The organism is Aeromonas salmonicida (genome assembly GCF_028355655.1).
GTDB classification, from domain to species: Bacteria; Pseudomonadota; Gammaproteobacteria; order Enterobacterales; family Aeromonadaceae; genus Aeromonas; species Aeromonas salmonicida.
This window is the reverse complement of record NZ_CP110645.1, coordinates 523,701-547,390: the sequence shown is the minus strand read 5'-3', so window position 1 is coordinate 547,390 and position 23,690 is coordinate 523,701. Positions and strand designations below refer to the sequence as shown.

General features: G+C 60.4%; 22 protein-coding genes. 10 read left to right on the top strand and 12 right to left on the bottom strand.

Annotation, left to right across the window (positions count from 1 at the left end; all coding sequences use genetic code 11):
* Positions 1 to 50: 50 nt before the first annotated feature.
* From parC to nudF, 8 genes are all read right to left on the bottom strand, one after another.
* A complete protein-coding gene (gene parC / locus ONZ54_RS02700) occupies positions 51 to 2,345 on the bottom strand; it encodes a DNA topoisomerase IV subunit A (protein WP_271787404.1) in 2,295 nt (764 codons plus the stop codon).
* 148 nt (positions 2,346 to 2,493) lie between these two features.
* Complete coding sequence (gene parE, locus ONZ54_RS02695) at positions 2,494 to 4,389, bottom strand: DNA topoisomerase IV subunit B (protein WP_021141154.1); 1,896 nt, start codon at positions 4,387 to 4,389, stop codon at positions 2,494 to 2,496.
* A 228-nt stretch (positions 4,390 to 4,617) separates the two neighbouring features.
* Complete coding sequence (locus ONZ54_RS02690) at positions 4,618 to 5,019, bottom strand: GFA family protein (protein WP_271787403.1); 402 nt, start codon at positions 5,017 to 5,019, stop codon at positions 4,618 to 4,620.
* 37 nt (positions 5,020 to 5,056) lie between these two features.
* Positions 5,057 to 5,680 (bottom strand): NUDIX hydrolase, encoded by a 624-nt coding sequence (locus tag ONZ54_RS02685; protein WP_271787402.1) that lies wholly within the window; start codon positions 5,678 to 5,680, stop codon positions 5,057 to 5,059.
* 2 nt (positions 5,681 to 5,682) lie between these two features.
* A complete protein-coding gene (locus tag ONZ54_RS02680) occupies positions 5,683 to 6,270 on the bottom strand; it encodes a YqiA/YcfP family alpha/beta fold hydrolase (protein WP_271787401.1) in 588 nt (195 codons plus the stop codon).
* Positions 6,271 to 6,282: 12 nt separating this feature from the next.
* A complete protein-coding gene (cpdA, locus tag ONZ54_RS02675; RefSeq protein ID WP_011898312.1) occupies positions 6,283 to 7,101 on the bottom strand; it encodes a 3',5'-cyclic-AMP phosphodiesterase in 819 nt (272 codons plus the stop codon).
* Between the two features lie 26 nt (positions 7,102 to 7,127).
* The gene (locus ONZ54_RS02670; protein ID WP_021141263.1) at positions 7,128 to 7,574 is read right to left on the bottom strand and encodes a DUF1249 domain-containing protein; all 447 of its coding nucleotides are present in this window, start codon (positions 7,572 to 7,574) and stop codon (positions 7,128 to 7,130) included.
* Positions 7,575 to 7,682: 108 nt separating this feature from the next.
* Complete coding sequence (gene nudF / locus ONZ54_RS02665; protein WP_059169797.1) at positions 7,683 to 8,324, bottom strand: ADP-ribose diphosphatase; 642 nt, start codon at positions 8,322 to 8,324, stop codon at positions 7,683 to 7,685.
* A 307-nt stretch (positions 8,325 to 8,631) separates the two neighbouring features.
* On the opposite strand from nudF, the gene tolC reads away from it, so the two are divergent.
* Complete coding sequence (gene tolC / locus ONZ54_RS02660) at positions 8,632 to 9,957, top strand: outer membrane channel protein TolC (protein ID WP_011898310.1); 1,326 nt, start codon at positions 8,632 to 8,634, stop codon at positions 9,955 to 9,957.
* Positions 9,958 to 10,125: 168 nt separating this feature from the next.
* Here the strand turns inward: tolC and hldE are convergent, their stop codons facing one another.
* Positions 10,126 to 11,553: a bifunctional D-glycero-beta-D-manno-heptose-7-phosphate kinase/D-glycero-beta-D-manno-heptose 1-phosphate adenylyltransferase HldE gene (gene hldE, locus ONZ54_RS02655; protein ID WP_271787400.1), complete on the bottom strand. Its 1,428-nt coding sequence runs from the start codon at positions 11,551 to 11,553 to the stop codon at positions 10,126 to 10,128.
* 309 nt (positions 11,554 to 11,862) lie between these two features.
* On the opposite strand from hldE, the gene lpxL reads away from it, so the two are divergent.
* Both lpxL and ONZ54_RS02645 read left to right on the top strand, forming a co-directional pair.
* A complete protein-coding gene (lpxL, locus tag ONZ54_RS02650) occupies positions 11,863 to 12,786 on the top strand; it encodes an LpxL/LpxP family Kdo(2)-lipid IV(A) lauroyl/palmitoleoyl acyltransferase (RefSeq protein ID WP_271787399.1) in 924 nt (307 codons plus the stop codon).
* Between the two features lie 154 nt (positions 12,787 to 12,940).
* Positions 12,941 to 13,408 (top strand): energy transducer TonB, encoded by a 468-nt coding sequence (locus tag ONZ54_RS02645; RefSeq protein ID WP_021140556.1) that lies wholly within the window; start codon positions 12,941 to 12,943, stop codon positions 13,406 to 13,408.
* A 94-nt stretch (positions 13,409 to 13,502) separates the two neighbouring features.
* On the opposite strand, the gene ONZ54_RS02640 is transcribed toward ONZ54_RS02645, so the two are convergent.
* Complete coding sequence (locus tag ONZ54_RS02640) at positions 13,503 to 14,471, bottom strand: CYTH domain-containing protein (protein WP_271787398.1); 969 nt, start codon at positions 14,469 to 14,471, stop codon at positions 13,503 to 13,505.
* A gap of 169 nt (positions 14,472 to 14,640) precedes the next feature.
* On the opposite strand from ONZ54_RS02640, the gene ONZ54_RS02635 reads away from it, so the two are divergent.
* Positions 14,641 to 15,321: a TIGR00153 family protein gene (locus tag ONZ54_RS02635; RefSeq protein ID WP_021140558.1), complete on the top strand. Its 681-nt coding sequence runs from the start codon at positions 14,641 to 14,643 to the stop codon at positions 15,319 to 15,321.
* 25 nt (positions 15,322 to 15,346) lie between these two features.
* On the top strand, positions 15,347 to 16,612 hold the full coding sequence (locus ONZ54_RS02630; protein ID WP_021140559.1) for an inorganic phosphate transporter: 1,266 nt from the start codon (positions 15,347 to 15,349) through the stop codon (positions 16,610 to 16,612).
* Positions 16,613 to 16,677: 65 nt separating this feature from the next.
* Here the strand turns inward: ONZ54_RS02630 and ONZ54_RS02625 are convergent, their stop codons facing one another.
* Positions 16,678 to 17,919, bottom strand: a complete 1,242-nt coding sequence (locus ONZ54_RS02625) for a multifunctional CCA addition/repair protein (protein WP_271787397.1) — start codon at positions 17,917 to 17,919, stop codon at positions 16,678 to 16,680.
* A 291-nt stretch (positions 17,920 to 18,210) separates the two neighbouring features.
* On the opposite strand from ONZ54_RS02625, the gene ONZ54_RS02620 reads away from it, so the two are divergent.
* From ONZ54_RS02620 to mltC, 5 genes are all read left to right on the top strand, one after another.
* Positions 18,211 to 19,854: an ExeA family protein gene (locus ONZ54_RS02620; protein WP_271787396.1), complete on the top strand. Its 1,644-nt coding sequence runs from the start codon at positions 18,211 to 18,213 to the stop codon at positions 19,852 to 19,854.
* Positions 19,854 to 20,534, top strand: coding sequence for a GspB family T2SS assembly factor variant ExeB (gene exeB, locus ONZ54_RS02615; protein WP_111588858.1), 681 nt, complete (start codon positions 19,854 to 19,856; stop codon positions 20,532 to 20,534). The genes ONZ54_RS02620 and exeB overlap by 1 nt, the downstream gene beginning before the upstream one ends.
* A 101-nt stretch (positions 20,535 to 20,635) precedes the next feature.
* Positions 20,636 to 21,697 carry an A/G-specific adenine glycosylase gene (gene mutY, locus ONZ54_RS02610; protein WP_111588859.1) on the top strand — a complete coding sequence of 354 codons (1,062 nt, stop codon included), beginning with the start codon at positions 20,636 to 20,638 and terminating at the stop codon, positions 21,695 to 21,697.
* 8 nt (positions 21,698 to 21,705) lie between these two features.
* On the top strand, positions 21,706 to 21,978 hold the full coding sequence (locus ONZ54_RS02605) for an oxidative damage protection protein (RefSeq protein ID WP_025328361.1): 273 nt from the start codon (positions 21,706 to 21,708) through the stop codon (positions 21,976 to 21,978).
* An 89-nt stretch (positions 21,979 to 22,067) separates the two neighbouring features.
* Positions 22,068 to 23,168: a membrane-bound lytic murein transglycosylase MltC gene (gene mltC, locus ONZ54_RS02600; protein WP_125608465.1), complete on the top strand. Its 1,101-nt coding sequence runs from the start codon at positions 22,068 to 22,070 to the stop codon at positions 23,166 to 23,168.
* Between the two features lie 68 nt (positions 23,169 to 23,236).
* Here the strand turns inward: mltC and ONZ54_RS02595 are convergent, their stop codons facing one another.
* Positions 23,237 to 23,617 carry a YgiW/YdeI family stress tolerance OB fold protein gene (locus tag ONZ54_RS02595; protein WP_058394537.1) on the bottom strand — a complete coding sequence of 127 codons (381 nt, stop codon included), beginning with the start codon at positions 23,615 to 23,617 and terminating at the stop codon, positions 23,237 to 23,239.
* Positions 23,618 to 23,690: the final 73 nt, after the last annotated feature.

Sequence of the window (23,690 nt, the reverse complement as noted above, 5' to 3'; positions counted from 1 at the left end):
TTAAAATAAGGGAGCCTTAGCTCCCTTTTATTTAACCATGTACTTATTTATCAAGCATCAGTATTCTCGCCCGCTTCAGGCTCAGCATTAGCCACAGCCTCTATCTCTATCCTGTCCACCCGCTGCAAACCGCGGGGCAGCTTGGCGCCACGGCGGCCGCGCTCGCCGCGGTAGTAGTCGAGATCGGCAGGTTTGAGGGTCAGCTTGCGCTTGCCGGCGAACAGGGTGACATATTGCCCCTGTGGGATAATGGCGGCCATCACCATAAACTCTTCCCGCGCCTTCACGCGAGCCGACGGAATGCTGATCAGCTTGTTACCCTTGCCCTTGCCAAGCACCGGCAAGGTGTTAAGCGGGAACAACAGCATGCGCCCCTCGTTGGAGATGGCCATGCAGAGATCGGTTTCTGGCGAGCCAATCTTCTGGGGAGCCATCACCAGGCCACCTTCCGGCACTGTCAGCAGCGCCTTGCCGTTCTTGTTCTTGCCGATGAGATCGTCATAGGTGCAGACGAAGCCGTAACCGGCATCTGAACAGATCAGATACGGTTCGCCCTCGTTGCCCATCACCAGATGGCGCACCTCTTCCCCCGCCCCGAGCGCAAAGCGGCCGGTGAGCGGCTCCCCCTGACTGCGGGCCGATGGCAGTGTGTGGGCTTCCAGTGCATAGGTACGCCCCAGAGTGGAGAGGAACACCGCCTGCTGGTTGCTGCGGCCACAGGCGTGGGCCAGATAGCCATCCCCCGCCTTGTAGGAGAGCCCCGCCACGTCCACGTCGTGGCCCTTGGCAGCACGCACCCAACCCTTGTCAGAGAGGATGACGGTGACCGGCTCGCTCGGGGTCAACTCTTTCTCGGTCAGGGCTACCGCGCTGGCACGCTCCACCAGCGGGGTGCGGCGATCGTCGCCGTACTTCTCGGCATCCGCCAGCAGCTCTTTCTTGAGCAGGGTGTTGAGGCGACGCTCGGAGCCCAGCAGCAGTTCGAGCTTGTCGCGCTCTATGGCCAGTTCGTCCTGCTCGGCACGCAGCTTGAACTCTTCCAGCTTGGCCAGATGGCGCAGTTTGAGCTCGAGGATAGCCTCGGCCTGGGTCTCGCTGATGTTGAAACGCTCCACCATCACCTTGCCCGGCTCATCCTCGGTACGGATGATCTCGATCACCTCGTCGATGTTGAGGTAGGCCACCAGCAAGCCTTCGAGGATGTGCAGGCGAGCCAGCACCTTGTCGAGGCGATACTGCAGGCGACGGCGCACCGTCTCGCGGCGGAAAATGATCCACTCGGAGAGGATCATCTTGAGAGTCTTCACCTGCGGCCGGTTGTCGAGGCCGAGGATGTTGAGGTTGACGCGATAGTTCTTCTCCAGATCCGTGGTGGCGAACAGGTGGGCCATCAGCGCCTCCATGTCCACCCGGTTAGAGCGGGGAATGATCACCAGACGGGTCGGATTCTCGTGGTCCGATTCGTCGCGCAGGTCGGTGACCATGGGCAGCTTCTTGGCCACCATCTGGGCGGCGATCTGCTCCATGATCTTGGCGCCGGAGGCCTGATGGGGCAGCGCCGTGATGACGATGTCGCCATCCTCCTCGTTCCACACAGCCCGCTGCTTGATGGAGCCCTTGCCGGTCTCGTAGATTTTGCGGATGTCATCGCGCGGTGTGATGATCTCGGCGCTGGTCGGGTAGTCCGGCCCCTGAATGTGCGCCATCAGCGCATCCAGCCCCGCATTGGGGTTGTCGAGCAGCTCGGCACAGGCGTAGGCCACTTCCCGCGCGTTGTGGGGCGGAATGTCGGTCGCCATACCCACGGCTATGCCTGTGATGCCGTTGAGCAGTATGTGAGGCAGGCGGGCGGGCAGCACCACCGGCTCTTTCATGGTGCCGTCGAAGTTCGGCGTCCAGTCCACAGTGCCCTGGCCGAGCTCGGAGAGCAGCAGCTCGGAGAAGCGCGACAAGCGCGCCTCGGTATAACGCATGGCGGCGAAGGATTTGGGATCGTCCGGCGCACCCCAGTTGCCCTGACCGTCCACCAGCGGGTAGCGGTAGGAGAAGGGCTGGGCCATCAGCACCATGGCTTCATAACAGGCGCTGTCGCCGTGAGGGTGGTATTTACCCAGCACGTCACCCACGGTACGGGCGGACTTCTTGTGCTTGGACAGCGCCGACAGACCCAGCTCGCTCATGGCGTAGATGATGCGCCGCTGCACGGGTTTGAGGCCATCGCCGATGTGCGGCAGGGCCCGGTCCATGATGACGTACATGGAGTAGTTCAAGTAAGCCTGTTCGGTAAAGGTGCGCATTGGCTGGCGCTCTACCCCATCCAGACTGAGCTCGATAGCATCACTCATGTGATTATCTCTTTCGGTTCGGGAGCTGGTTGGCGCTCTACTTCATCCAACAGACTGAGCTCGATAGCATCACTCATATGTTTTTCTCTTGCTATGGCGCGCCCTCAGAGGGCACGCCTGAAATGCGGGTCGGCAGGTGACCGACGGCTTAGATGATGGCGAGGTTGCCCTTCTCTTCCAGCCACTCGCGACGATCCGGGGCGCGCTTCTTGGCCAGCAGCATGTCCATCAGTTGCAGGGTCTCGTCCCCCTCCTCCATCTCGCCCATGGTGAGCTGCACCAGACGGCGGGTGTTGGGATCCATGGTGGTTTCCCGCAGCTGTTTCGGGTTCATCTCGCCCAGCCCCTTGAATCGGGTCACCATCACCTTGCCCTTCTTCTTCTCGGCCTCGACCCGCTGCAGCACGCCGTTCTTCTCGTCCTCGTCGAGGGCATAGTAGACCTCCTTGCCGATGTCGATCCGGTAGAGCGGCGGCATGGCCACGTAGACGTGACCCTTGTTGACCAGGGTTCTGAAGTGCCTCACAAACAGGGCGCAGAGCAGGGTCGCGATGTGCAGACCGTCCGAGTCCGCATCCGCGAGGATGCACACCTTGCCGTAGCGCAGGCCGGAGAGATCCTCCGAGTCCGGGTCCAGGCCGATGGCCACAGAGATATCGTGCACTTCTTGCGAGGCGAGCACCTGACCGGCCTCCACCTCCCAGGTGTTCAGGATCTTGCCGCGCAGGGGCATGATGGCCTGAAATTCGCGATCTCGCGCCTGCTTGGCGCTGCCGCCCGCTGAGTCACCCTCCACCAGGAACAATTCACCTTGCATGGGGTCGGCGCAGTTGCAGTCGGTCAGCTTGCCGGGCAGAGCCGGGCCCTGGGTGATTTTCTTGCGCACCACCGTCTTGGCGGCGCGCAACCGGCGCTGGGCGCTGGAGATGCAGATCTCGGCGATCTGCTCCGCCAGCTCGGTATTGCTGTTGAGGAACAGGCTGAAGGAGTCCTTCACCACCCCCGACACGAAGGCCGAGCTCTGGCGCGACGACAGCCGCTCCTTGGTCTGACCGGCGAACTGGGGATCCTGCATCTTGATGGAGAGGATGTAGGCGCAGCGATCCCAGATATCTTCAGGGGTCAGCTTGACCCCGCGGGGCAACAGGTTGCGGAACTCGCAGAACTCGCGCATGGCGTCGAGCAGGCCCTGGCGCAGGCCGTTGACGTGAGTACCGCCCTGCGGCGTCGGGATCAGGTTCACATAGGATTCGGCGAGGCACTCGCCCCCTTCCGGCAACCAGCACAGCGCCCAGTCCACCGCGGACTGCTCTGTGCTGAAGGCGCCGACGAAGGGCTGCTCCGGCAGGCAGGTGAACTGCTTGACCGCATCGACCAGATAATCCTTGAGGCCATCTTCGTAGCACCACTCCAGCTTGATGCCGGTGTTCTTGTCGAGGAATTTGATGGTGAGACCGGGGCAGAGCACGGCCTTGGCTTTGAGCAGGTGCTCCAGCTTGGTGACCGAGAAGCGGGGCGAGTCGAAATAGCTCGCCTGCGGCCAGAAGCGCACCCGGGTACCTGTGTTGCGGCGCCCGCAGGTGCCGGTGATGGTCAGCTCCTGCACCTTGTCGCCGCGCTCGAAGGCGATGTCATAGACCTGGCCATCGCGGCGCACCGTCACCTCGACCCGATCGGAGAGGGCGTTCACCACAGAAATGCCCACCCCGTGCAGACCGCCGGAGAACTGGTAGTTCTTGTTGGAGAACTTGCCCCCCGCGTGCAGCTTGCAGAGGATCAGCTCCACACCGGATACCCCCTCCTCCGGGTGAATGTCGACCGGCATGCCGCGGCCGTCATCGATCACCTCGAGGGACTGGTCTTCAAACAGGGTCACCTCCAGAGTACGGGCGTGGCCCGCCAGCGCCTCATCGACGCTGTTGTCGATGACCTCCTGGCCGAGGTGATTGGGCCGGGTGGTGTCTGTGTACATGCCGGGGCGACGACGCACCGGTTCGAGGCCATTGAGGACCTCAATGGCATCCGCATTGTATTGAGTGGACATGGAGGGCCTTGCGAATTGACGTTTGGGGAGAATCTTACTCGTTGGGAGGGCCTTGGACAAACCCGACTGCGGGAAAGGGTGATCCAGACAGGGGCCGACAAGATACCGAGCCGGGATCAGATGCGCCTGACGCCACAGAGAGTGCCTGTGTCAGCCTGGAGAAGGAGACATGGAAACCAAAAGACGCTGCCACCCTGATGATGACATCTGCGGATGACGCCCTTGTGGCTATTTCCCTCGATCGGCTGGATGGTTTACCCCGTCGCGCAGCGGCACCTCAGCCAGCTCGAACGGGTTGACCCCCTCCAGACAGGCAAGGTTGTAACCATACTCGGCCTGATTGGAGCGACGCTGGTGATGGGTATAAATGCCGCAGACGCTGCAGAAGTAGTGCTTTGCGGTACGAGTGTTGAACTGGTAGCAGCGCAGTTCGGCCTCCCCTTGCAGGATGCGTATGCCCGAGAGCGGTACAGAGGCGACGATGGCGCCGCGCCGCCGGCAGAGGGAGCAGTCGCAGCGACGGGGATCCACCACCCCATCCGGCAAGGTAAGTTCCAGTACCACGGCCCCGCAGTGACAGCTGGCCCTGTGCTTTTCCTCAATCCGGGTCTTGCCAATGCGTTTGATCATCCAGCCTCCTTGCTAGCTGATGCGCCCTCCAATCGGGTCAGTCGAACAACGTCTCGCGCCGCCCTTGCAACAGATGGGCATGCAGGGTGCGCAGTTGGGGCTCCACCACCCGCTGGAGGGAGAGTTCAGGCAAGTCGTCGATGGGGAAGTAACCTGCGCCTTGTGTTTCATCGGTTTCGCCGAGCAGCTGGCCACCGATCACCTCGCACAGGAAGAAGGCCTTGTGGGCGTGGGGCAGCTGGGGTGGATGGGGGTGCTTGAGCTTGTCGAACAACGCCAGCAGTTGCACCGCCCGGCAGGTGAGGCCAGTCTCTTCAACGACCTCGCGCACCACGGTATCGGCTGGCGAGTCACCGACATCACACCAGCCGCCGGGCAGGGTCCAGCAACCGTCGCTGCGCTCCTGCACCAGCAGGATATTGCCAGCCTTATCAACGATAAGGGCTCGCACATCCAGCTTGGGAGTGGGGTAGCCGCGATCGAGGTCGATCCACTCTGCGATGGCGTCCGGTTTCAGGTCGCTATGACTGGCAATCAGGGCGACCGTGGCCGCTCTGAGCGCCTCAAAGCGACCAATATCGAAGGGATCCTTGGAGTAGGTGAGGCCTGCTTGCGCCGTGGCCAACACCTGTTCCAGAAAGGTGGCCAACGGCGGTTGCATCGCTAGAGCCCGAGAAAGTGGATGATCTGGGCGGGATAGCGTTCAAACCCGGTGAAGGCGTGATTGCCGCCGCACTCCAGCGAGAGACGGGAGAACTGATATTCGGTCAGCGCCTTGCGATAGTCGAGCACCTCGTCCTCCTGCTGTTGCAGGATCCAGAGCCGTTCAGGCGCAGTCACAGGTACCGCCAACGCCCGCAGTTCGTCCATGTGTACCGGCAGCAGCTCGAAGCGCTCGTTGGTATAAGGATTGGTCTGGGGGCCCAGATAGTCGCAGAGCAGCTCATGGGGGCGCACCGCCGGATTGATCAGGGCCGCGCGGCAGCCATAGCGCTCGGCCACTCGGGTCGCCATAAAACCGCCGAGCGAGCTGCCCACAGCGCCGAGCTTGAGATGGGCACCATGACGGGCACTGACATCTTCAATGATTTTCTCGATGGCAGCCCAGGCAGCGGCAGGCGTATTGGGCTGGGCCGGAATAATGACCTCGATGTCGGGTCTGTATTCGGCGACCCAGGCAGCCATCTGCTGCGCCTTGGCAGAACCTGGCGAAGAGTTGAAACCGTGCAGATAAAGGAGAACCGACTTCATGCAATGCTCTCCTCAATAACCGGTGGCATCGGGGTCTGGCACAAACTGCCCCACTGGCAGGCGCCACACCTGGCTCGCCACCCGGCCATCGGGATGCAGGGTGAGATAGCGCCAGCCCGGGCCGGACTCATCCAGCGCGAAACCATCGCTGAGCGGTTTGAACTGGATGCAGGTGGAGGGGCTGGCAATCAGCCGCACCCCGCGGTGCACCTCGTCAAACTCCTGATGGACATGGCCAAACAAGATGGTTTTCTGCTGGGGATGACGAGCCAGCACGGCGAACAAGTCGTCGGCATTCTTGAGATTGTGCTGATCCAGCCAGGCGCAACCGACCGGCACAGCCTGATGGTGCAGGGCGATCAGGGCGTGGCGCTCGGGATGTTGACGCAGTGCGCTGTCCAGCGCCGCCAGTTGGTGATCCCCCAGCACGCCATGGGGTTTGCCGCGTACCTGGGTATCGAGCAGCATCACTTGCCAGTGTTCGCCCACCAGTTGCTTGGCCTCGCTGATCCCGGCCGCATGCAGGTACTCGGTCATCAGGGGGCCGTCGTCGTGGTTGCCGGGCAACCAGTAGATGGGGCGCGCCAGCGGGGCCATCATGCTGGCAAAGCGCTGGTAGGACTCCGGACTGTGATCCTGCGACAGATCGCCAGTGGCCAGGATCAGGTCGAACGGGTGCTCATTGACCTGCACCTGTTCCAGCACGGCAGCCAGGCTCTCCGCAGTGCGTACAGCCAATAGCCTCCCCTCGGCACTCGCGAAGAGATGGGTGTCGGTAATTTGTAACAGGCGCACACTGCCGTCCTGCGCCTGGGGTAGCTCTGTTTCCAAAATCACGCTTCTTTGTATAAGTTCAACTAGAGGATGTTGATCAGGCTGGTACCATGTCTGAGACAAAATCTTAGCCAATCGGCCAGAAACAGATTTACCTGCTCCTTTTCATCCCGCTGGTGCATTTTTTTATTGGGATAATCATAACGTGGTTGCAACCTCGAAATCTGTTGCGCCGCACACACTTCCGCCATCCGCACGTCATGATACAAACGAATCTCGATGCGAGCCTGCAAGTAGCTCGGCAATTCCGGGTTGTGCTGTGCCAGGATCACCTGACTGGTAAAGCGGCTCTCCTCGCTGACGATGAGCTGGAACTGCAACCCGTTGCCCACCTGATAGCGACGCTCGGCCCCGACTGTGCCACCGGGTGGCAGCAGTTTCATCAAGGCCATATAGTTCACCTCGCAGGTACGCTGCAAGGACATCAAATCAGGCACATAGCGTTTCATCGGGCTCTGGACTAACGGCATAGCGCAGCTCCATCAATCAACACCCGTGAGTAGTTCACCTCGCAGGTGCGCTGCAAGGACATCAAGTCAGGCACATAGCGCTTGCCCTGCTGCTGGACGCGCACCACCTCAGCGTCCCGCCAGCCAGCGAGCCCGCAGCTCACCGTGATTGAGGGCCAGCCACTGCAGTGCGATGACGGAAGCCGCATTGTCGATGCGCCCCTCCTTGAGCCAGGCATAGGCCTGTTCACGACTCACCACGTGCACCCGGATATCTTCGCCCTCTTCCGCCAAACCGTGGATCCCTTCGGCCTTGCTGGCATCCACCTCGCCCACATAGACCTCAATACGCTCGGTACTGCCGCCCGGGCTCACCAAATAACTGATGGCATGCTCGCAGCGACCCACCTCGATGCCCGCCTCTTCCACCGCTTCCCGGCGCACCACCACCTCGGCAGTCTCCCCTTCATCTATGATGCCGGCCACCAGCTCCAGCAGCCAAGGGGTGGAACTGGTCTCGATGGCGCCGATGCGAAACTGTTCCACCAGCACTATCTGGTCGCGCACAGGATCATAGGGCAGCAGCGCGGCCGCATGGCCGCGCTCGAACAGCTCGCGCACTATGGGCTCATTCCAGCCCCCCGCAAATAACCTGTGTTGCAGGCGATAGACATTTACTTTGAAGAAGCCGTTATATCCCGATGATTTCTCGATAATTTTTACATCATCAGCAGAATAGTGACGGGTTTGGGGCAAGGCTTGCTGCGACATACGAGACTCCCGCCAGCTTGACTTGGCTCGGTTTGACCATAAAATCCGAGAACATGAATGAACATTCATTCACTCGTTCCCGACGGAGATGAGGGATGGATTTTAGCAGTCACAGGGCATTTGGCTAGGCACGAGGGGGAGAAAACTCCCCCCTCGTGCTTGACGTTCCTGTCGCTGGAAAAGAGACAGTTATCATAATATTTTGCTTATAGTAGAGTGATTAAGCTGAAATCAAGCTTGCTCAGTGACAATACCCCTCCTTCATCCAGCGACAGCTTTGGGTTAATACATAAGGTTAAAACGATCTATGAAAAGAACACTCTTGTCAGCCATGGTGTTGCTGGGCGTCAGCGCCGGCGCCCACGCCGAGAACCTGCTCGACATTTACCAACAAGCCCAGATCAAGGACACCCAACTGCAGGAATCCAAGGCCAAGCGTGACCAAGCCTTCGAGAAGATCAATGAATCCCGCGCAGCCCTCTTGCCGCAAATCAATCTGGGAGCCGGCCTGAACTACCTGCAAAACAAGGGTGATACCCAGACCAACAGCAACGCTACTGGCTCCCTCTCGCTGGATCAATCTATCTATCGTCGCAGCAACTGGGTCAACCTGGACCTGACCGAGAAGAGCGCCACCCAGTCCGATGTGGCCTACAACCTCGAAATCCAGAATCTGATGCTGCGCACCGCCCAGGCCTATTTCAACGTGCTCAAGGCAATGGACACACTGGAATTCGTCCGCGCCAACAAAGCCGCCGTAGAACGTCAGCTGGAACAGACCCAGCAGCGCTTCGAAGTGGGCCTGACCGCCATCACGGACGTGCATGAGGCCGAGGCCGAGCGCGATCAGGCACTGGCGGACGAGATCAATGCCGAGAACACGCTGGACAACAGCTACGAGAGTCTGCGCGAGCTGACCGGCATCGACCACCGTCAGCTGGACGTACTCAACACTGAGCGTTTCAGCCCGCAGAAGACGCCGTTCAACTCCGACAAGTGGCTGGAGCTGGCACTGGACAAGAACCTGCAACTGCACAGCGCCCGCATCGGTAAAGACATCGCCAAGGAACAGATCGATCTGGCCAAGACCGGTCACGAGCCGACGCTGGATCTGGGTGCCGGTCTCTCCAGTACCTATAGCGATTACAAGGACGAGATCCGCAACCCCGAGAGCAACAGCAATCAGGGCAACATAGGCCTGAACTTCAAGCTGCCGCTCTACACGGGTGGCGCGACCACCTCCCAGGTCAAGCAGTCCCAGTTCAATTACGTGGCGGCCAGCGAGCAGCTGGAGCGCAGCTTCCGCTCTGTGCAGAGCACTGTGCGCTCCTCCTACAACAACGTGAACGCCAGCATAGGTTCGGTACGCGCCTACGGCCAGTCCGTCATCTCCGCCGACAGCGCCCTCAAGGCCACCGAAGCGGGCTATGAAGTCGGTACCCGCACCATAGTCGACGTGCTGGACTCTACCCGCAAGCTGTACCAGGCCAAGCAGAAACTCTCCGAAGCCCGTTACAACTACATTCTCAGCATCCTCTCCCTCAAGCAGGCCGCCGGCACGCTGGAGCAGAAAGATCTGGAAGAAGTAAACCAGGGGCTGATACCCGCCGCTCAGGTCAAGAACAAGTCCTGATCCCGACGCGCATCCAGTAAAAAGGCGACCCCAGGGTCGCCTTTTTGTTATCCGCTTTCTGTTGCCTGCACCGGCCGGTTCTCTTGCCGCAGGCTGGTGAACGCCGCGAGACTTCCATACTCAGGTGCGGGCCAGGCATAAAAAACCCGGCCTGGGCCGGGTTTTGACTCATCCGCGTTCGCGGATGGTCTTGATGATGTCGCTGGTGGAGCAGCCATCTTCGAAGTTGAGCACGCGCACATCGCCACCGTTGGCGGTCACTTCATCATAACCGGCGATATCCTTCGGCTTGTAGTCACCCCCCTTGACCAGCAGGTCGGGCAGCACTTCGGCGATCAGCCGCTGGGGCGTATCTTCGGCGAAAGGCACCACCCAATCCACGGCGCCCAACGCGGCCAGCACGGCCATGCGACGGTCGGTCGAATTGACCGGACGACCCGGCCCTTTCAGGCGACGGACGGAGTCATCGGTATTGACCGCCACTATCAGGCGATCCCCCAACTTGCCGGCATTGGCGAGGTAGGAGACGTGACCAGCGTGCAGTATGTCGAAGCAACCGTTGGTCATCACTACCTTCTCGCCACGCAGACGGGCCGCCTGCACGGCAATCTTGAGCTGGGCCTCGGACATGACGCCGAAACCGGTCTCCTGCTCGGTGTAGAGCGCGTTGGCAAGCTCCACCGGGCTGACGGTGGAAGTACCCAGCTTGCCGACCACGATACCGGCGGCGGTATTGGCCAAGGCGCAGGCCTCGTCCAGACTCATGCCGGCAGCCAGCGAGGTGGCCAGGGTCGAAATGACGGTATCACCGGCACCGGTCACGTCGTAGACCTCGTGGGCCTGGGCTGGCAGGTGCAGCTCGGGCTGACCTTCGCGGATCAGGGTCATGCCGTTTTCGGAACGGGTGACCAGCAGGGCCTCCAGCTCGAAACGCTTGACCAGCGCCAGCCCCTTGGCGACCAGATCCTCTTCACCCTTCACCTTGCCCACCACGGCCTCGAACTCGGACATGTTGGGGGTCAGCAGGGTGGCGCCGCGATATTTCTCAAACTCGGTCCCCTTGGGATCGACCAGCACAGGAATACCGGCGGCGCGGGCACGCAGGATCATGCCGGGTACGTCGTTGAGAGCACCCTTGCCATAATCGGAGAGGATCATCACGTCGCTGCTGGGCAGCGCCTGTTCCACCTTGTTCATCAGCAGAGTGGAGTCGACATCGTGGAAAGCCTCTTCGAAGTCGAGGCGCAGCAGTTGCTGGTTGCGGGAGAGCACCCGCAGCTTGGTGATGGTCGGATAGTCGGCCAGACGAACGAAATCACAGGCGACCTTGACGCCAGCCATCTGGCCAGCAAGGGCATCGGCCGCTTCATCCTGACCGGTCAGGCCAAGCAGAACGGCATGGGCGCCCAGAGCGGCGGAGTTGAGGGCCACGTTGGCGGCGCCACCCGGGCGCTCCTCAATATGCTCAACCTTGACCACGGGCACCGGTGCCTCGGGCGATATCCGGCCGGTGGGGCCATGCCAATAGCGGTCCAACATGACATCGCCAACGACCAGAACGCGGGCTTTTGCAAACTCGGGCAGGGTGATTTTCATCTGTATCGACTCTCAAAACCTGAAAAATCAGCCGCCGATTTTATCACACTCTTTTGCGGGGTGTGAAAAAAGCACGCGGCCCTGCTTCGCTACCGCGAGCCGACACAGTGAGCAGACACAGTGAGCAGACATAGACCAGCCATGTCAGCTCTGACCAGGCGAGAGGCGATTCGCACCCGACCCCGCTTTTCGGCTAGAATCCCCCGATTGCCAGTAAAACTATCCAATCAGGATATCCACGAGCCTTTATCGCCTCCCCTTTTTGGCTGGACTCTCCAGATCATGGCGATTGCGAACAAGAGATTTTTCATGGCCCACGAACACGCCCCCCGCCTCGAACCCCATCTGTTCCATCCCCGTTACTGGGGGAGCTGGATCGGCCTCAGCCTGCTTTGGTTGCTGGTATTGTTGCCCTGGCGCAGCCAGATGTGGTTGGGCCGTCAACTGGGCACCCTGGCCCGCGTATTGTTGAAATCCCGCGTCAAAATTGCCCGCCGCAACCTTGAGCTGGCAATGCCGGAATTGACCAAGGATGAGCGGGAGAAGCTGCTCAGGCAGAATTTCGAAAGCGTGGGCTGCGCCATCTTCGAAGTGGGTATGGCCTGGTTCTGGCCCGACTGGCGCATGCGCAACCTGATGAAGGTAGAAGGGGAAGAGCACGTCATCGCCGCCATGGAAAAAAGTCAGGGCATGCTGCTGCTCTCCTGCCATTTTCTGACGCTGGAGCTCAACGCCCGCTGCTTCGGCCTGGTCAGGCCGGGGGTTGGCGTCTACCGCCCCAACACCAATCCTGTCCTGGAATATGCCCAGTACCACGGTCGCTGCGCCTCCAACAAATATCTGGTGGACCGCATGGACGTGAAGGGAATGATCAAGGCGCTGCGCAACGGCGATGCCCTCTGGTATGCCCCTGATCACGACTACGGCTCCCACGCCAGCGTGTTCGTCCCCTACTTCGCCGTTGAGCAGGCGGCCACCATCACAGGGACCGCCACCCTGGCCCGGGTGAAAAACACAGTTACCCTGCCCTGCTACAACATTCGCACCAAAGAGGGCTACGTCTTGCACATAGGCGCCCCTCTGGCGGACTACCCCAGCGGCGATGACGTGGTCGATGCCACCCGTGCCAACAAAGAGATAGAGGCCGCAGTACGCAAGGCACCCGAGCAGTACATGTGGCTACATCGCCGCTTCAAGACCAGACCGAGCTCGGATGACATTGGCTACTATTGAGTAAGAAAAAGATGAAAAGACCGCCGAAAGGCGGTTTTTTATGGCCTGCCGCCCACAAAGGGTTTTCATTCGTAGCTGAATATTTTATTAATAACCCTGCCGAGCGGCGGGCGGGCCCCGCCAGGAACAATAAAGCGAACGAAGGGAAGCGAACATGAAAGCCACTCTTTTACTGGGCGCCCTGTGCGTATTGACCGGTTGCAGTCACCAGACCCAGAGCGTGCACCTCACCTCACTCCCCCTGAGCAACATCACGGATGTGAATGCCCAGTGGACCCCCCTGACCAGAGTGGAGTCACGCTATCCCAAGGAGGCCATTCTGGCCGAAAAGATGGGATGCACCTCACTCGAGTATGTGATCAATGAAGCGGGTCAGGCCGAGCAGATCCGCGTACTGGCTCGCAGTGACGAACAGTTCAGCGAGGTCGCCATAGAGACGCTGCAACAGTGGCAGTGGCAGGCGACTACCGCCAATCCGGACCATACCCCCATCAAGTCCCAGACCCGATTCGAGTTCTGTATCGAGCACAACGGCCAGCCCTGTGACACCAGCGGGCTGGCGCAACTCTGCCAGGGGGAAGACATGGTTCGCAGCACAGGGCTGGTCTACACCCAAGTCTGAAGCCTTCATCTGTGATGAGAGTGTCGGCCATGAAAAAGGTGAGCCCGGGCTCACCTTTTTCGTCACTACCCGTCACGCCCGCCGGGCACAAGCATCATGCAGTTGCGTGCAACCAAGCGGCGATGGCCAGTTGGAGCCGCACATAGTCAGCCCGATGGAAGAGAGCAGACAGTGCCGTCTGCCACTCAGGTTCGGCCACGTCTTGCGCCAGCAAGGCCAGATGAGTCGACAAGTCGGTCAGCGCCGCCAGCCAGGTCGGTGCCACCAGCATGCCGGCCGCCTCGATGACAAGCGCAATACCCTGCCGGATCTCTTGCAGCGCCAGGCGTCGCTGCTCGGGGTCCGCCTGTTCCAGCCAGTACTGCTCATGATGTTGCCAATGTTGCAGGCTCGAGGTGATGCGTGCCTTGGCATCGACCCCATTGACCACAGGCAAGGGTTGCAGTGCCATCGGCTTGCCGAGCCCTGCCAACCGATAGCCGCGCTGCGCCTTGGATTGCGCGCCCAGCCTGACACCACCCAGCACGGTCAGCCGTTCTGCCAGCGCGAACAGGGCGCTGGCATCGCCGGATTTAAGCTCAAGTTCCAGTTCGTTGATGGCCGTTTTTCCCAGCGAGCCGACGATCTCGCCCTGATCCCAGGCCAGCTCGATCTCGGCTCCCTCGAAGGCAATCAGCCAGTGACGACGCAGGAAATCGGTACGGAACTGGGCAACCAGCTTGCCCTGGATCTCGTCGCGGACAGCCAGACTCGGGAAGATATCGTCCGGAAAGGCAGATAGCATCGGAACATCCCCATGCACAGGGGCATTATATTCAGGCCTGGCGTGCAATCCCCCCACCACCTGACCCCGGCATTTAATCGTCTGCTCGGCAAAATCGTCACTGCGACGGATGCGTAATCCCATTTCGAGCCGACGTAAATCCAGGGTCGGCGTATCAAAATAGACATTGCCAAGCTCCACCTGGGCATTGGATGTAATTTCAATAGAATTCAGCAGGTTGGATAATAATTGTTGAATGTCTTGTGAGACAAAAAACTTTATCTCGATCTCAGTTTGCATAGTCATTCCGGGCTGGCAGGCAACTTGGGGGGGCATGATACTGAACGCGAGGATATAATGCCTGCGATACATCAGGATTAATTCACGGTTTTATTGATGGCGCAGTTCGGTTACCATGCGCGCCTCATAACATCGTATCGAGTGTTTTTTCACCGACACAGGTTTGACCATGCCAGTAAATACTATTTTGGGGCTTTTTGCCAAGTCCCCCATCAAGCCGTTACAGAAGCATATCGTCAAGGTTCACGTGTGCTGCGAGCAGCTCATCCCCTTCTTTGATGCCGTGGCCGAAGACCGTTGGGAAGATGCCGAGAAGATTCGGGAACATATCGCCCAGCTGGAAAAAGAGGCGGACATCCTCAAACGTGAAATTCGTCTGAAACTGCCTCGTGGTCTCTTCCTGCCGGTCGCCCGTACCGACCTGCTGGAGCTGCTGACTCAGCAAGACAAGATTGCCAACCGTGCCAAGGATATCTCCGGTCGCATGCTTGGTCGTAAAATGGAATTCCCTGCCGAGATGCGCGCCGATTTCATGGCCTATCTCAAACGTTGTATCGATGCGACCGCCCAAGCCGAAAAAGCCATCGGAGAACTCGATGAGCTGCTCGAAACCGGCTTCAAAGGACGAGAAGTTGAAATGGTTGCCGAGATGATCCACCAGCTGGATCTTATCGAGGACGATACTGACACCATGCAGATCGGGCTGCGCCAACAGCTGCAAGCCGTTGAGCAGAAGTACAATCCGATCGACGTTATGTTCCTCTACAAGATCCTCGAATGGGTAGGTGACCTGGCAGACCAGGCCGAGCGCGTTGGCGCCCGTCTGGAACTGATGCTGGCTCGTTCGTAATCGACTGACTGGGTAAACACTATTAATGGACATTATCGCGAATTACGGCACTACTCTGGTGCTCGTGGCGGCCTTGTTCGGCTTTTTGATGGCCTGGGGTATAGGCGCGAATGACGTGGCCAACGCCATGGGCACATCGGTCGGCACCAAGTCCCTGACCATACGTCAGGCAATCATCATCGCCATGATCTTCGAGTTTGCCGGTGCGTATCTGGCGGGCGGTGAAGTGACCGCCACCATCCGCAATGGCATCATAGATACCAATGCCTTTGCCGATACACCGGATCTGCTGGTGCTCGGCATGATCGCCTCTCTGCTGGCGGCGGGCTCCTGGTTGATCCTGGCCTCCTACTTTGGCTGGCCTGTCTCGACCACCCACTCCATCATTGGCGCCATCGTCGGTTTTGCGATGGTGAGCATTGGTCCGGAAGCGGTGCAATGGAGCAAGTTCGGCGGCATCGTCGGCTCCTGGATCATCACTCCGGCCATCTCCGGCATCATCGCCTACTTCATGTTCATCAGCGTGCAGAAGCTCATCTTCAACACAGATGATCCTCTGGCCAACGCCAAGCGTTACGTGCCCTTCTACATGTTCCTGACAGCGCTGGTGATCTGTCTGGTCACCATCAAGAAGGGGCTGACCCACGTCGGTCTGCACCTCACCGACGGCGAAGGGATCATGCTATCCGTCGCCATCTCCATCGCCGTGGCGTTTGCAGGCTGGCTCTACATTCGCGGCCAGAAGTACAACCCGCAAGATGACAGCAAGATGCACTTCGCCAACGTGGAGAAGGTATTTGGCATCCTGATGGTGATCACTGCCTGTGCCATGGCCTTTGCTCACGGCTCCAACGACGTGGCCAACGCCATAGGTCCGCTCTCTGCTGTCGCCTCCATAGTGGCGTCAGGTGGCGAGATCGCCGGTCAGTCCTCCATCGCATGGTGGATCCTGCCCCTTGGCGGCATAGGTATCGTCATCGGTCTGGCGACCATGGGCGGCAAGGTAATGGCAACGGTCGGTACCGGTATTACTCACCTGACCCCGAGCCGTGGTTTCGCCGCCCAGCTGGCAACTGCCGCGACCGTGGTGATTGCCTCCGGTACCGGTCTGCCCATCTCCACCACCCAGACTCTGGTCGGTGCCGTCATGGGTGTCGGTCTGGCCCGTGGCATCGCCGCCCTGAACCTGGGCGTGCTGCGCAACATAGTGGTCTCCTGGATCATTACCCTGCCCGCAGGAGCCATCCTGGCCATCGCCATTTTCTACGTCTTGCAAGCTTGCTTCTCTTGACGCAAGCCGCAGCAAAAAGCCCGGGTCACTGACCCGGGCTTTTTTATATCTGGCGGCAAAAGAGGCTACTCCTCGTCGATAAAAGTCCACTCGTCGCGCACCCGACTGATGGCATCGAGCCGGCGCTTGGCGAGCTGCTCGCGAATGGCCTCCCCCTTGAAACCGGCTGCCACTATCTCCTTCACGGGCACTGCCTGGGCCGCGCCGAGCGCCTGAGCCACATAGTCGGGCTCGGCATAGACCCGCTCCTCGAAGCCGGTACGGCCGTGGAAATCGGCACGGCAGGCGTCCAGCAGCTGGGCGAAACGCTCGGGTCTGCGCCAGGCATCCGCCTTGTCGAACACCTTGAGCAGGGTCGCGGGCTTGAGTTCGAAGGCGATGTGGATATGGGTGTGCAGATCGCTCACCAGCAACGCCAGATCGCGGCAGTCGTTCGGCACCCGAAAGCGCTCGCAAAAGTCGCGGATCAGCGGCAGTCCCTTCTGGCCATGCCCATGATGACTCGGCCAGAATGCAGGCGGAGTCAGTCCCTTGCCAAAGTCATGGCACAGGGCGGCGAAGCGCACCGCCAACTCGGGTGAGAGGCGACACGCCTGCGCCAGCACCATGAGCGTATGGATACCGGTGTCGATCTCCGGATGCCACTTGGCGGGCGCCGGCACACCGAACAGGGCGTCCAGCTCGGGGAACAGCGCCTTGAGGGCGCCACATTCACGCAGCACCTCGAAGAAGACCTGAGGGGTCTGCCCCAGCAGCACCTTTTCCAGCTCCTTCCAGACCCGCTCCGGGGTCAGGTGAGCCAGCTCGCCGGCGTCGGTCATCTCGCGCATCAGCGCCAGCGTCTCGGGGGCCACCACGAAGCCCTGGGCGTGGAAGCGGGCGGCGAAGCGGGCAACCCGCAGGATGCGCAGCGGATCCTCGGCAAAGGCCGGGGAGACATGACGCAGCATACGCTGTTCCAGATCCTGGATACCGCCGTAGGGGTCGTGCAGCCGGCCCTCTTCATCCTCTGCGATGGCATTGATGGTGAGATCCCGGCGCAGCAGATCCTGCTCCAGCGTCACTTCGGGGGATGCGTGGCAGACAAACCCGGTGTAACCGTGGCCCTGCTTGCGCTCGGTGCGGGCCAGCGCGTACTCCTGCTGGGTCTTGGGATGGAGAAATACCGGGAAATCCCGGCCAACCTGGCTGAACCCCAGCGCCAGCATCTGCTCCACGGTCGCCCCCACCACCAGGTGGTCTCTATCCCCTTGCGGCAATCCCAACAGGCGATCCCGCACTGCGCCCCCAACCAGATAAGTCTGCAATCTGCGTCTCCCTTGATAAACCTGCCCCGATTATACCGGTTTAGCCAGCAGAGACTATGCCTGCCCCCCGCCTCGCCGGCGATAACCTTGCCGTGCTGCAAACTACAGCTTTCGCCAGCAGGTGCACTGACCTCCCGGCCCACACCATGACGGCACTTTCGATCCCTTGGCCCCGCTCAAAAATGCCGAAGTGGAGCAAGGCCGGCGCCAGCCCCCCTTATGGCATCCGGGTCTTTGACATCCCAGTGGGGAGGCTTTAACCTGCCGCCCATAACAATGGAATGGATCCTTATGTACACACAGTTCTTCGGTCTGTCGGAGCCCCCGTTCTCCATCTCGCCCAACCCCAAATATCTCTATATGAGTGAACGTCACGGGGAAGCCTTGGCCCATCTCAACTACGGGTTGCAGGATGGCGGCGGCTTCGTGCTGCTGACCGGGGAAGTGGGAACCGGTAAAACCACCGTCTCCCGCTGCCTGTTGCAGCAGTTGCCGGCCGAGACCGAGATCGCCTACATCCTCAATCCATCCCTGACCGAGCGCGACCTGCTGGCGGCCATCTGTGACGAGTTCCAGCTGCCATACGACAAGGACGCAGGCCTCAAGCTGCTGTTCGATCTCATTCGCGACCACCTGCTGGCCAACCTGACGGCAGGCAAGCGCAGCGTTGTGCTGGTGGATGAAGCCCAGCATCTGCTGCCCGGTGTGCTTGAGCAGCTGCGCCTGCTCACCAACCTGGAAACAGACGAGAAGAAGCTGCTGCAAGTGGTGCTCATCGGCCAGCCCGAGCTGCAACAGATGCTGCGCCAGCCCCTGCTGCGCCAGCTGGCCCAGCGCATCACGGCCCGTTATCACCTGCTGCCGCTTTCGCATCAGGACGTGGATGCCTATGTACGCTTCCGGCTGCAGGTCGCAGGCTGTGTTCAGCCCATCTTTACTCCCAAGGCGACTCAGACCCTGCACCGCCTCTCTGGCGGCATTCCCCGCCTCATCAACCTTATCTGCGATCGCGCCCTGATCGCCGCCTTCGCCCGTGGCAGCCACAAGATAGTTCACGGCGACATCAGCCTGGCGGCCTATGAGGTGAGCGGCATTCGCGACGAGGGCACCTGGCAGTCCGGCCTCATGGTCGCTCTGGCGGGGGCCTTGCTGGTCGCCACCGGCTGGTGGGGCTGGCAGTTCTTCGGCTTCTTCCCCGAGCGCCCCGTAATCAAGGTGGAGGTGCCGGTCAAGGTGGACGACACCCCTGAGCAGCAGGAGCAGCTGACCCGCGCCATCAATCAGGCGCTGGAGCCGGATAGCGCCATGCAGAATCTCTACAAGGTGTGGGGCTACCAGACCGAGCTGGAGGAGGCGACCTGCGACAACGCACCGCGCGCCGGCTTGCGCTGCCAGGAGGGCGACGCCTCGCTGGCGGATCTGCAGGCCCTGCAGCACCCGGCCCTCATCAGCCTGACCGACGAAACTGGCGGCATCTACTACGCGACTCTGGTGAGCCTGGGGCCGGACAAAGCCAACCTGCTCATCGGCAACCAGAGCTGGCAGGTAGACAGGCAATGGCTGTCCGATTTCTGGGGCGGCAGCTATACCCTGCTGTGGCGCATGCCCAAGGGCGGCGTCGCCCTGATTGGCAACAATGCCGGCGCGACCCAGGTACAGTGGCTGGACAACGCTCTCAGCCGCGCCCTGCAACAGCCGGATCGCAAGGTGCGGCGCTTCGATGCCGAGCTCAAGAACAAGCTGCAGCAATTCCAGCGCGAACAAGGACTCAATCCGGACGGCATAGCCGGCAGCAATACCCTGCTGCGTCTCAATGTGATGGCGGGCGAACCCATGCCCAGACTGGAAGATGAGCCCAAGCGCACCGGCACGCCGGCCAAACTGGATACCATGGACGACGAGTCCATGGTCACACTGTCCGAGGAGGCTTCCTGATGTCTACCCTGCTCAAGGCGCTGCGCCGGGCCGATCAGCCCCAGTTCACCTCGCATATTCCGGCGATGGGGTTGCCCGTCACTCAGGAAGAGGAACAGAACCGGCGCTGGATCTGGTGGCTGCTGGCCCCGCTTGCCCTGCTGATGGGCGCTGGCGCCAACTATGGCTGGCACCTGCTCAACAACCGCCCCATCGAGAAGACAATCGAAGTGAAAGAGGTGGTCACTCCCCCCTTCGTACGCATCGAGCCCAGGCCCATGATTACCCGCCCACTGCCCCCGCCGCTGCCTGAACCCGTGGTGCGTCCCAGAGCCGTACCCGAGAACAAAACGCCGGCTGCCGACAGCAGCCAGGGGCTGGCCGAGCGCATCATGAATGCCCTCAACAACACGCCGCTGATGGAAGAGGCTGTACCGCAGGCCCAACCCGAGGCGCAGGCCATGCCGATCAGCGCCCTGCCGCTGGAGCTGAAGCAACGTATCCCCGCCCTCTCCTACGGCTCCCACGTCTTCTCTTCCAATCCGGCCAAACGGGCCGTGATGCTGAACGGACGTGAGTTTCGTGAGGGGAGCGAGGTCGCCTCCGGGGTGACCCTGATCGCCATAGCACAGGACTACATCATATTGCAGGTGGCGGGTCAGAACGCCAGCCTCAAGGCACTGCAGGACTGGCGCGGCTGATCCAATCGTTATCCAAAAACCGGGGCAGCCCCGCTGACCTGATGTCAATTTCAAGAGGGAGCCCGAGAGCTCCCCTTTTTAATCAATAACATGAGCATAATGTGAACAACTCAGACAACGCGACTTTCGCCACCCGGATCCTCGACTGGTATCAGGTCCATGGCCGCAAGACACTACCCTGGCAGCAAGACAAAACACCCTATCGGGTCTGGGTCTCCGAGATCATGCTGCAGCAAACCCAGGTCGCCACAGTGATCCCCTATTACCAGCGCTTCATGGCCCGCTTCCCCGACGTGCAGGCCCTGGCTGACGCCCCCATCGACGAGGTGCTGCACCACTGGACCGGGCTCGGTTATTACGCCCGGGCCCGCAACCTGCACAAGGCGGCACAGCAGATCCGCGATCTGCATGACGGCCTGTTTCCGGAGCGGCTGGAAGAGGTGATGGCCCTGCCCGGCATTGGCCGCTCCACCGCGGGTGCCGTGCTCTCCCTGTCCCTTGGGCAGCCCCATGCCATTCTGGATGGCAACGTGAAGCGGGTACTCACCCGCTGGCTGGCGCTGCCGGGCTGGCCCGGCCAGAAACAGGTGGAGAACGATCTGTGGGAGCTTGCCATCCGCCTCACCCCCAAACTCGGCGTGGCCCACTACAACCAGGCCATGATGGACATGGGCGCCACTGTCTGTACCCGCAGCAAGCCCGCTTGTGACCGCTGCCCGGTGCAGGCCGATTGCCAGGGGCTGTCGCAGGGCAAGCCCACTGCCTACCCCAACTCAAAGCCGAAGAAGAGCATTCCGGCCCGCACCGGCATCATGCTGCTCATTCGTCACGGCGACGAGCTGCTGCTGGAGAAGCGGCCGCCGCAGGGGATCTGGGGCGGGCTCTACTGCTTCCCGCAGGTGGAGTCACCAGCCGAAATCGACGGACTCTTGCAACGGCTCGGGCTGAGCGGCCACGATTATCGGGAGCTGAGCGGATTTCGGCATACATTCAGCCACTTCCATCTCGATATTCAGCCTTTTCTGATTGAAATGGATGCACCACCTGCCCCCCAGCTCATGGAAGCGGATAACCGACTCTGGTATAACTTACGCCATCCTGCAGAGGTGGGACTGGCAGCCGCCACGGCCCGCCTGCTTGCCTACCCGGACTTACAACCATAGAGGTCAACATGAGCCGTACTGTATTTTGCCAACGCCTGAAAAAAGAGGGCCCGGGCCTGGATTTCCAACTCTACCCCGGTGAACTCGGCAAGCGGATTTTTGACAACATCAGCAAGGAAGCCTGGACCGAATGGCAGAAGAAGCAGGTGATGCTGATCAACGAGAAGAAGCTGAACATGATGAACCTGGAGCATCGTCAGCTGCTGGAAAAAGAGATGGTGAACTACCTGTTTGAAGCGGGTGAAGTGGCCATCGATGGTTATACCCCTCCCAGCCAATGAGTTGTACCTGTGAGCCAGCGACGGCTATGCATCTCTTAGCTCACAGCCAATGAATGACGGGCGGCTTCGCCGCCCTGTTTGAGGATCCTATGGGCCGAATTTTTTGGCTGCTTTGCACCCTGCTGTTTCTCTCTGCCTGCTCATCTTCCCCCAAGCCCAGCGGGAGCGAGGATGACGCCCTGGTCAACGGCAAGGACATTCGCGGTTTCGAACACATGATCAGCGCGCTCTCCCATAACGTGAACGAGATATGGGGGCGTGAAGCGCTGTTTGCGGGCAAATTTGACTATGTCAAATACACGGATCAGTACAAGAGCCGTGCCCACATCGACTTCTCCAGCGGCCACATCATGGTGGAGACGGTCTCCGGACTCGACCCCCAGGCTCACCTGCGCCGCGCCATCATAGAGACACTGCTGACTCCGGACGATCCGGCTGAGGTGGATCTGTACTCCGACCGGGAAATCCTGCCCGGTGGCGAGCCCTTCCTCTATGGTCAGGTGCTGGACAACCAGGGGCAGCCGATCCGATTCGACTGGCGCGCCGAGCGTTACGCCGACTACCTGCTCAGTACGGCGATGAAAAAGCGCACTCTGGGGATCCGTACCATCTTCTTCGTCGATATTCCCATGGTGGCCAACCATGAAGACAAGCGGGGTTACAAGTACGCCAGCATCATTCGTCAAGCGTCCCGCAAGTACGGGGTGGCAGAGAGCCTGATATATGCGGTGATCAAGACAGAGAGCAGTTTCAACCCCTATGCGGTCAGCCACGCCAATGCCTACGGCCTGATGCAGGTGATCCCGGCCACCGCAGGACGGGATGTCTATGTAAGGGTCAAGGGCAAGAATGGCCAGCCAACCCGGGATGATCTGTTCAATCCGGCCTACAACATAGACGTGGGCACCGCCTACCTGCATCTGTTGCAGACCGTCTATCTGGCGGATATCCAGGACCCGCTCTCCCGTCGCTATGCCGTCATCTCGGCTTACAACGGTGGTGCAGGCGGGGTGCTGAACACCTTCTCCAACGACCGCAAGGCGGCGCCCGGCAAGATCAACCGGCTCTCGCCAGAGGTGGTCTACCAGATCCTGACAGAGCAGCATCCCAAGGCGGAAGCGCGCCGCTACCTCTACAAGGTCAATCAGGCCGAAAAGGGGTTCAAACGCACGCTGGCCCGCACCGGCTAGCGGCCAAAACAGAAGGGCGCCTCTTTGGAGGCGCCCTTTTTACATATGACCTGTGCTGCGGTTGTACCTTACTTGGCGATAAACCCGCCCTTGCTCTGCGGTGTGGCGCCTACCTTCTCCAGGCTCTCCACTTCCACTTCGGTCTTGTTCCAGCTGTGGTCCACTTCACCACGGATGCGGATCAGATCGTCCGGGCCCACTTCGATGCCGCGCCACACATCCTGATCCACTTCCACTTCCAGCTCGCCGCTGGCATCACGGAATATGTAGTTCTCGCCGCCCAGGTGCTTGACCAGCTTGCCTTCAAGGGTGGCCCAGCTGTCATCGGCCAGATCCTTCAACTGGGCGACGGATACCTTGTTCTGCTCCTGCGGACCAGTGAAGGCTGCCATGGCGAAAGAAGAGATGGACATCAGGGTCAACAGACCGATTACGCTTGCCTTGTTCATTTCATGCTCCTGTGATTGGGTACGAGATGAGTGTGAGGCCTGGTGCGTGAAACAAACGTGAAGCCTCCCCATC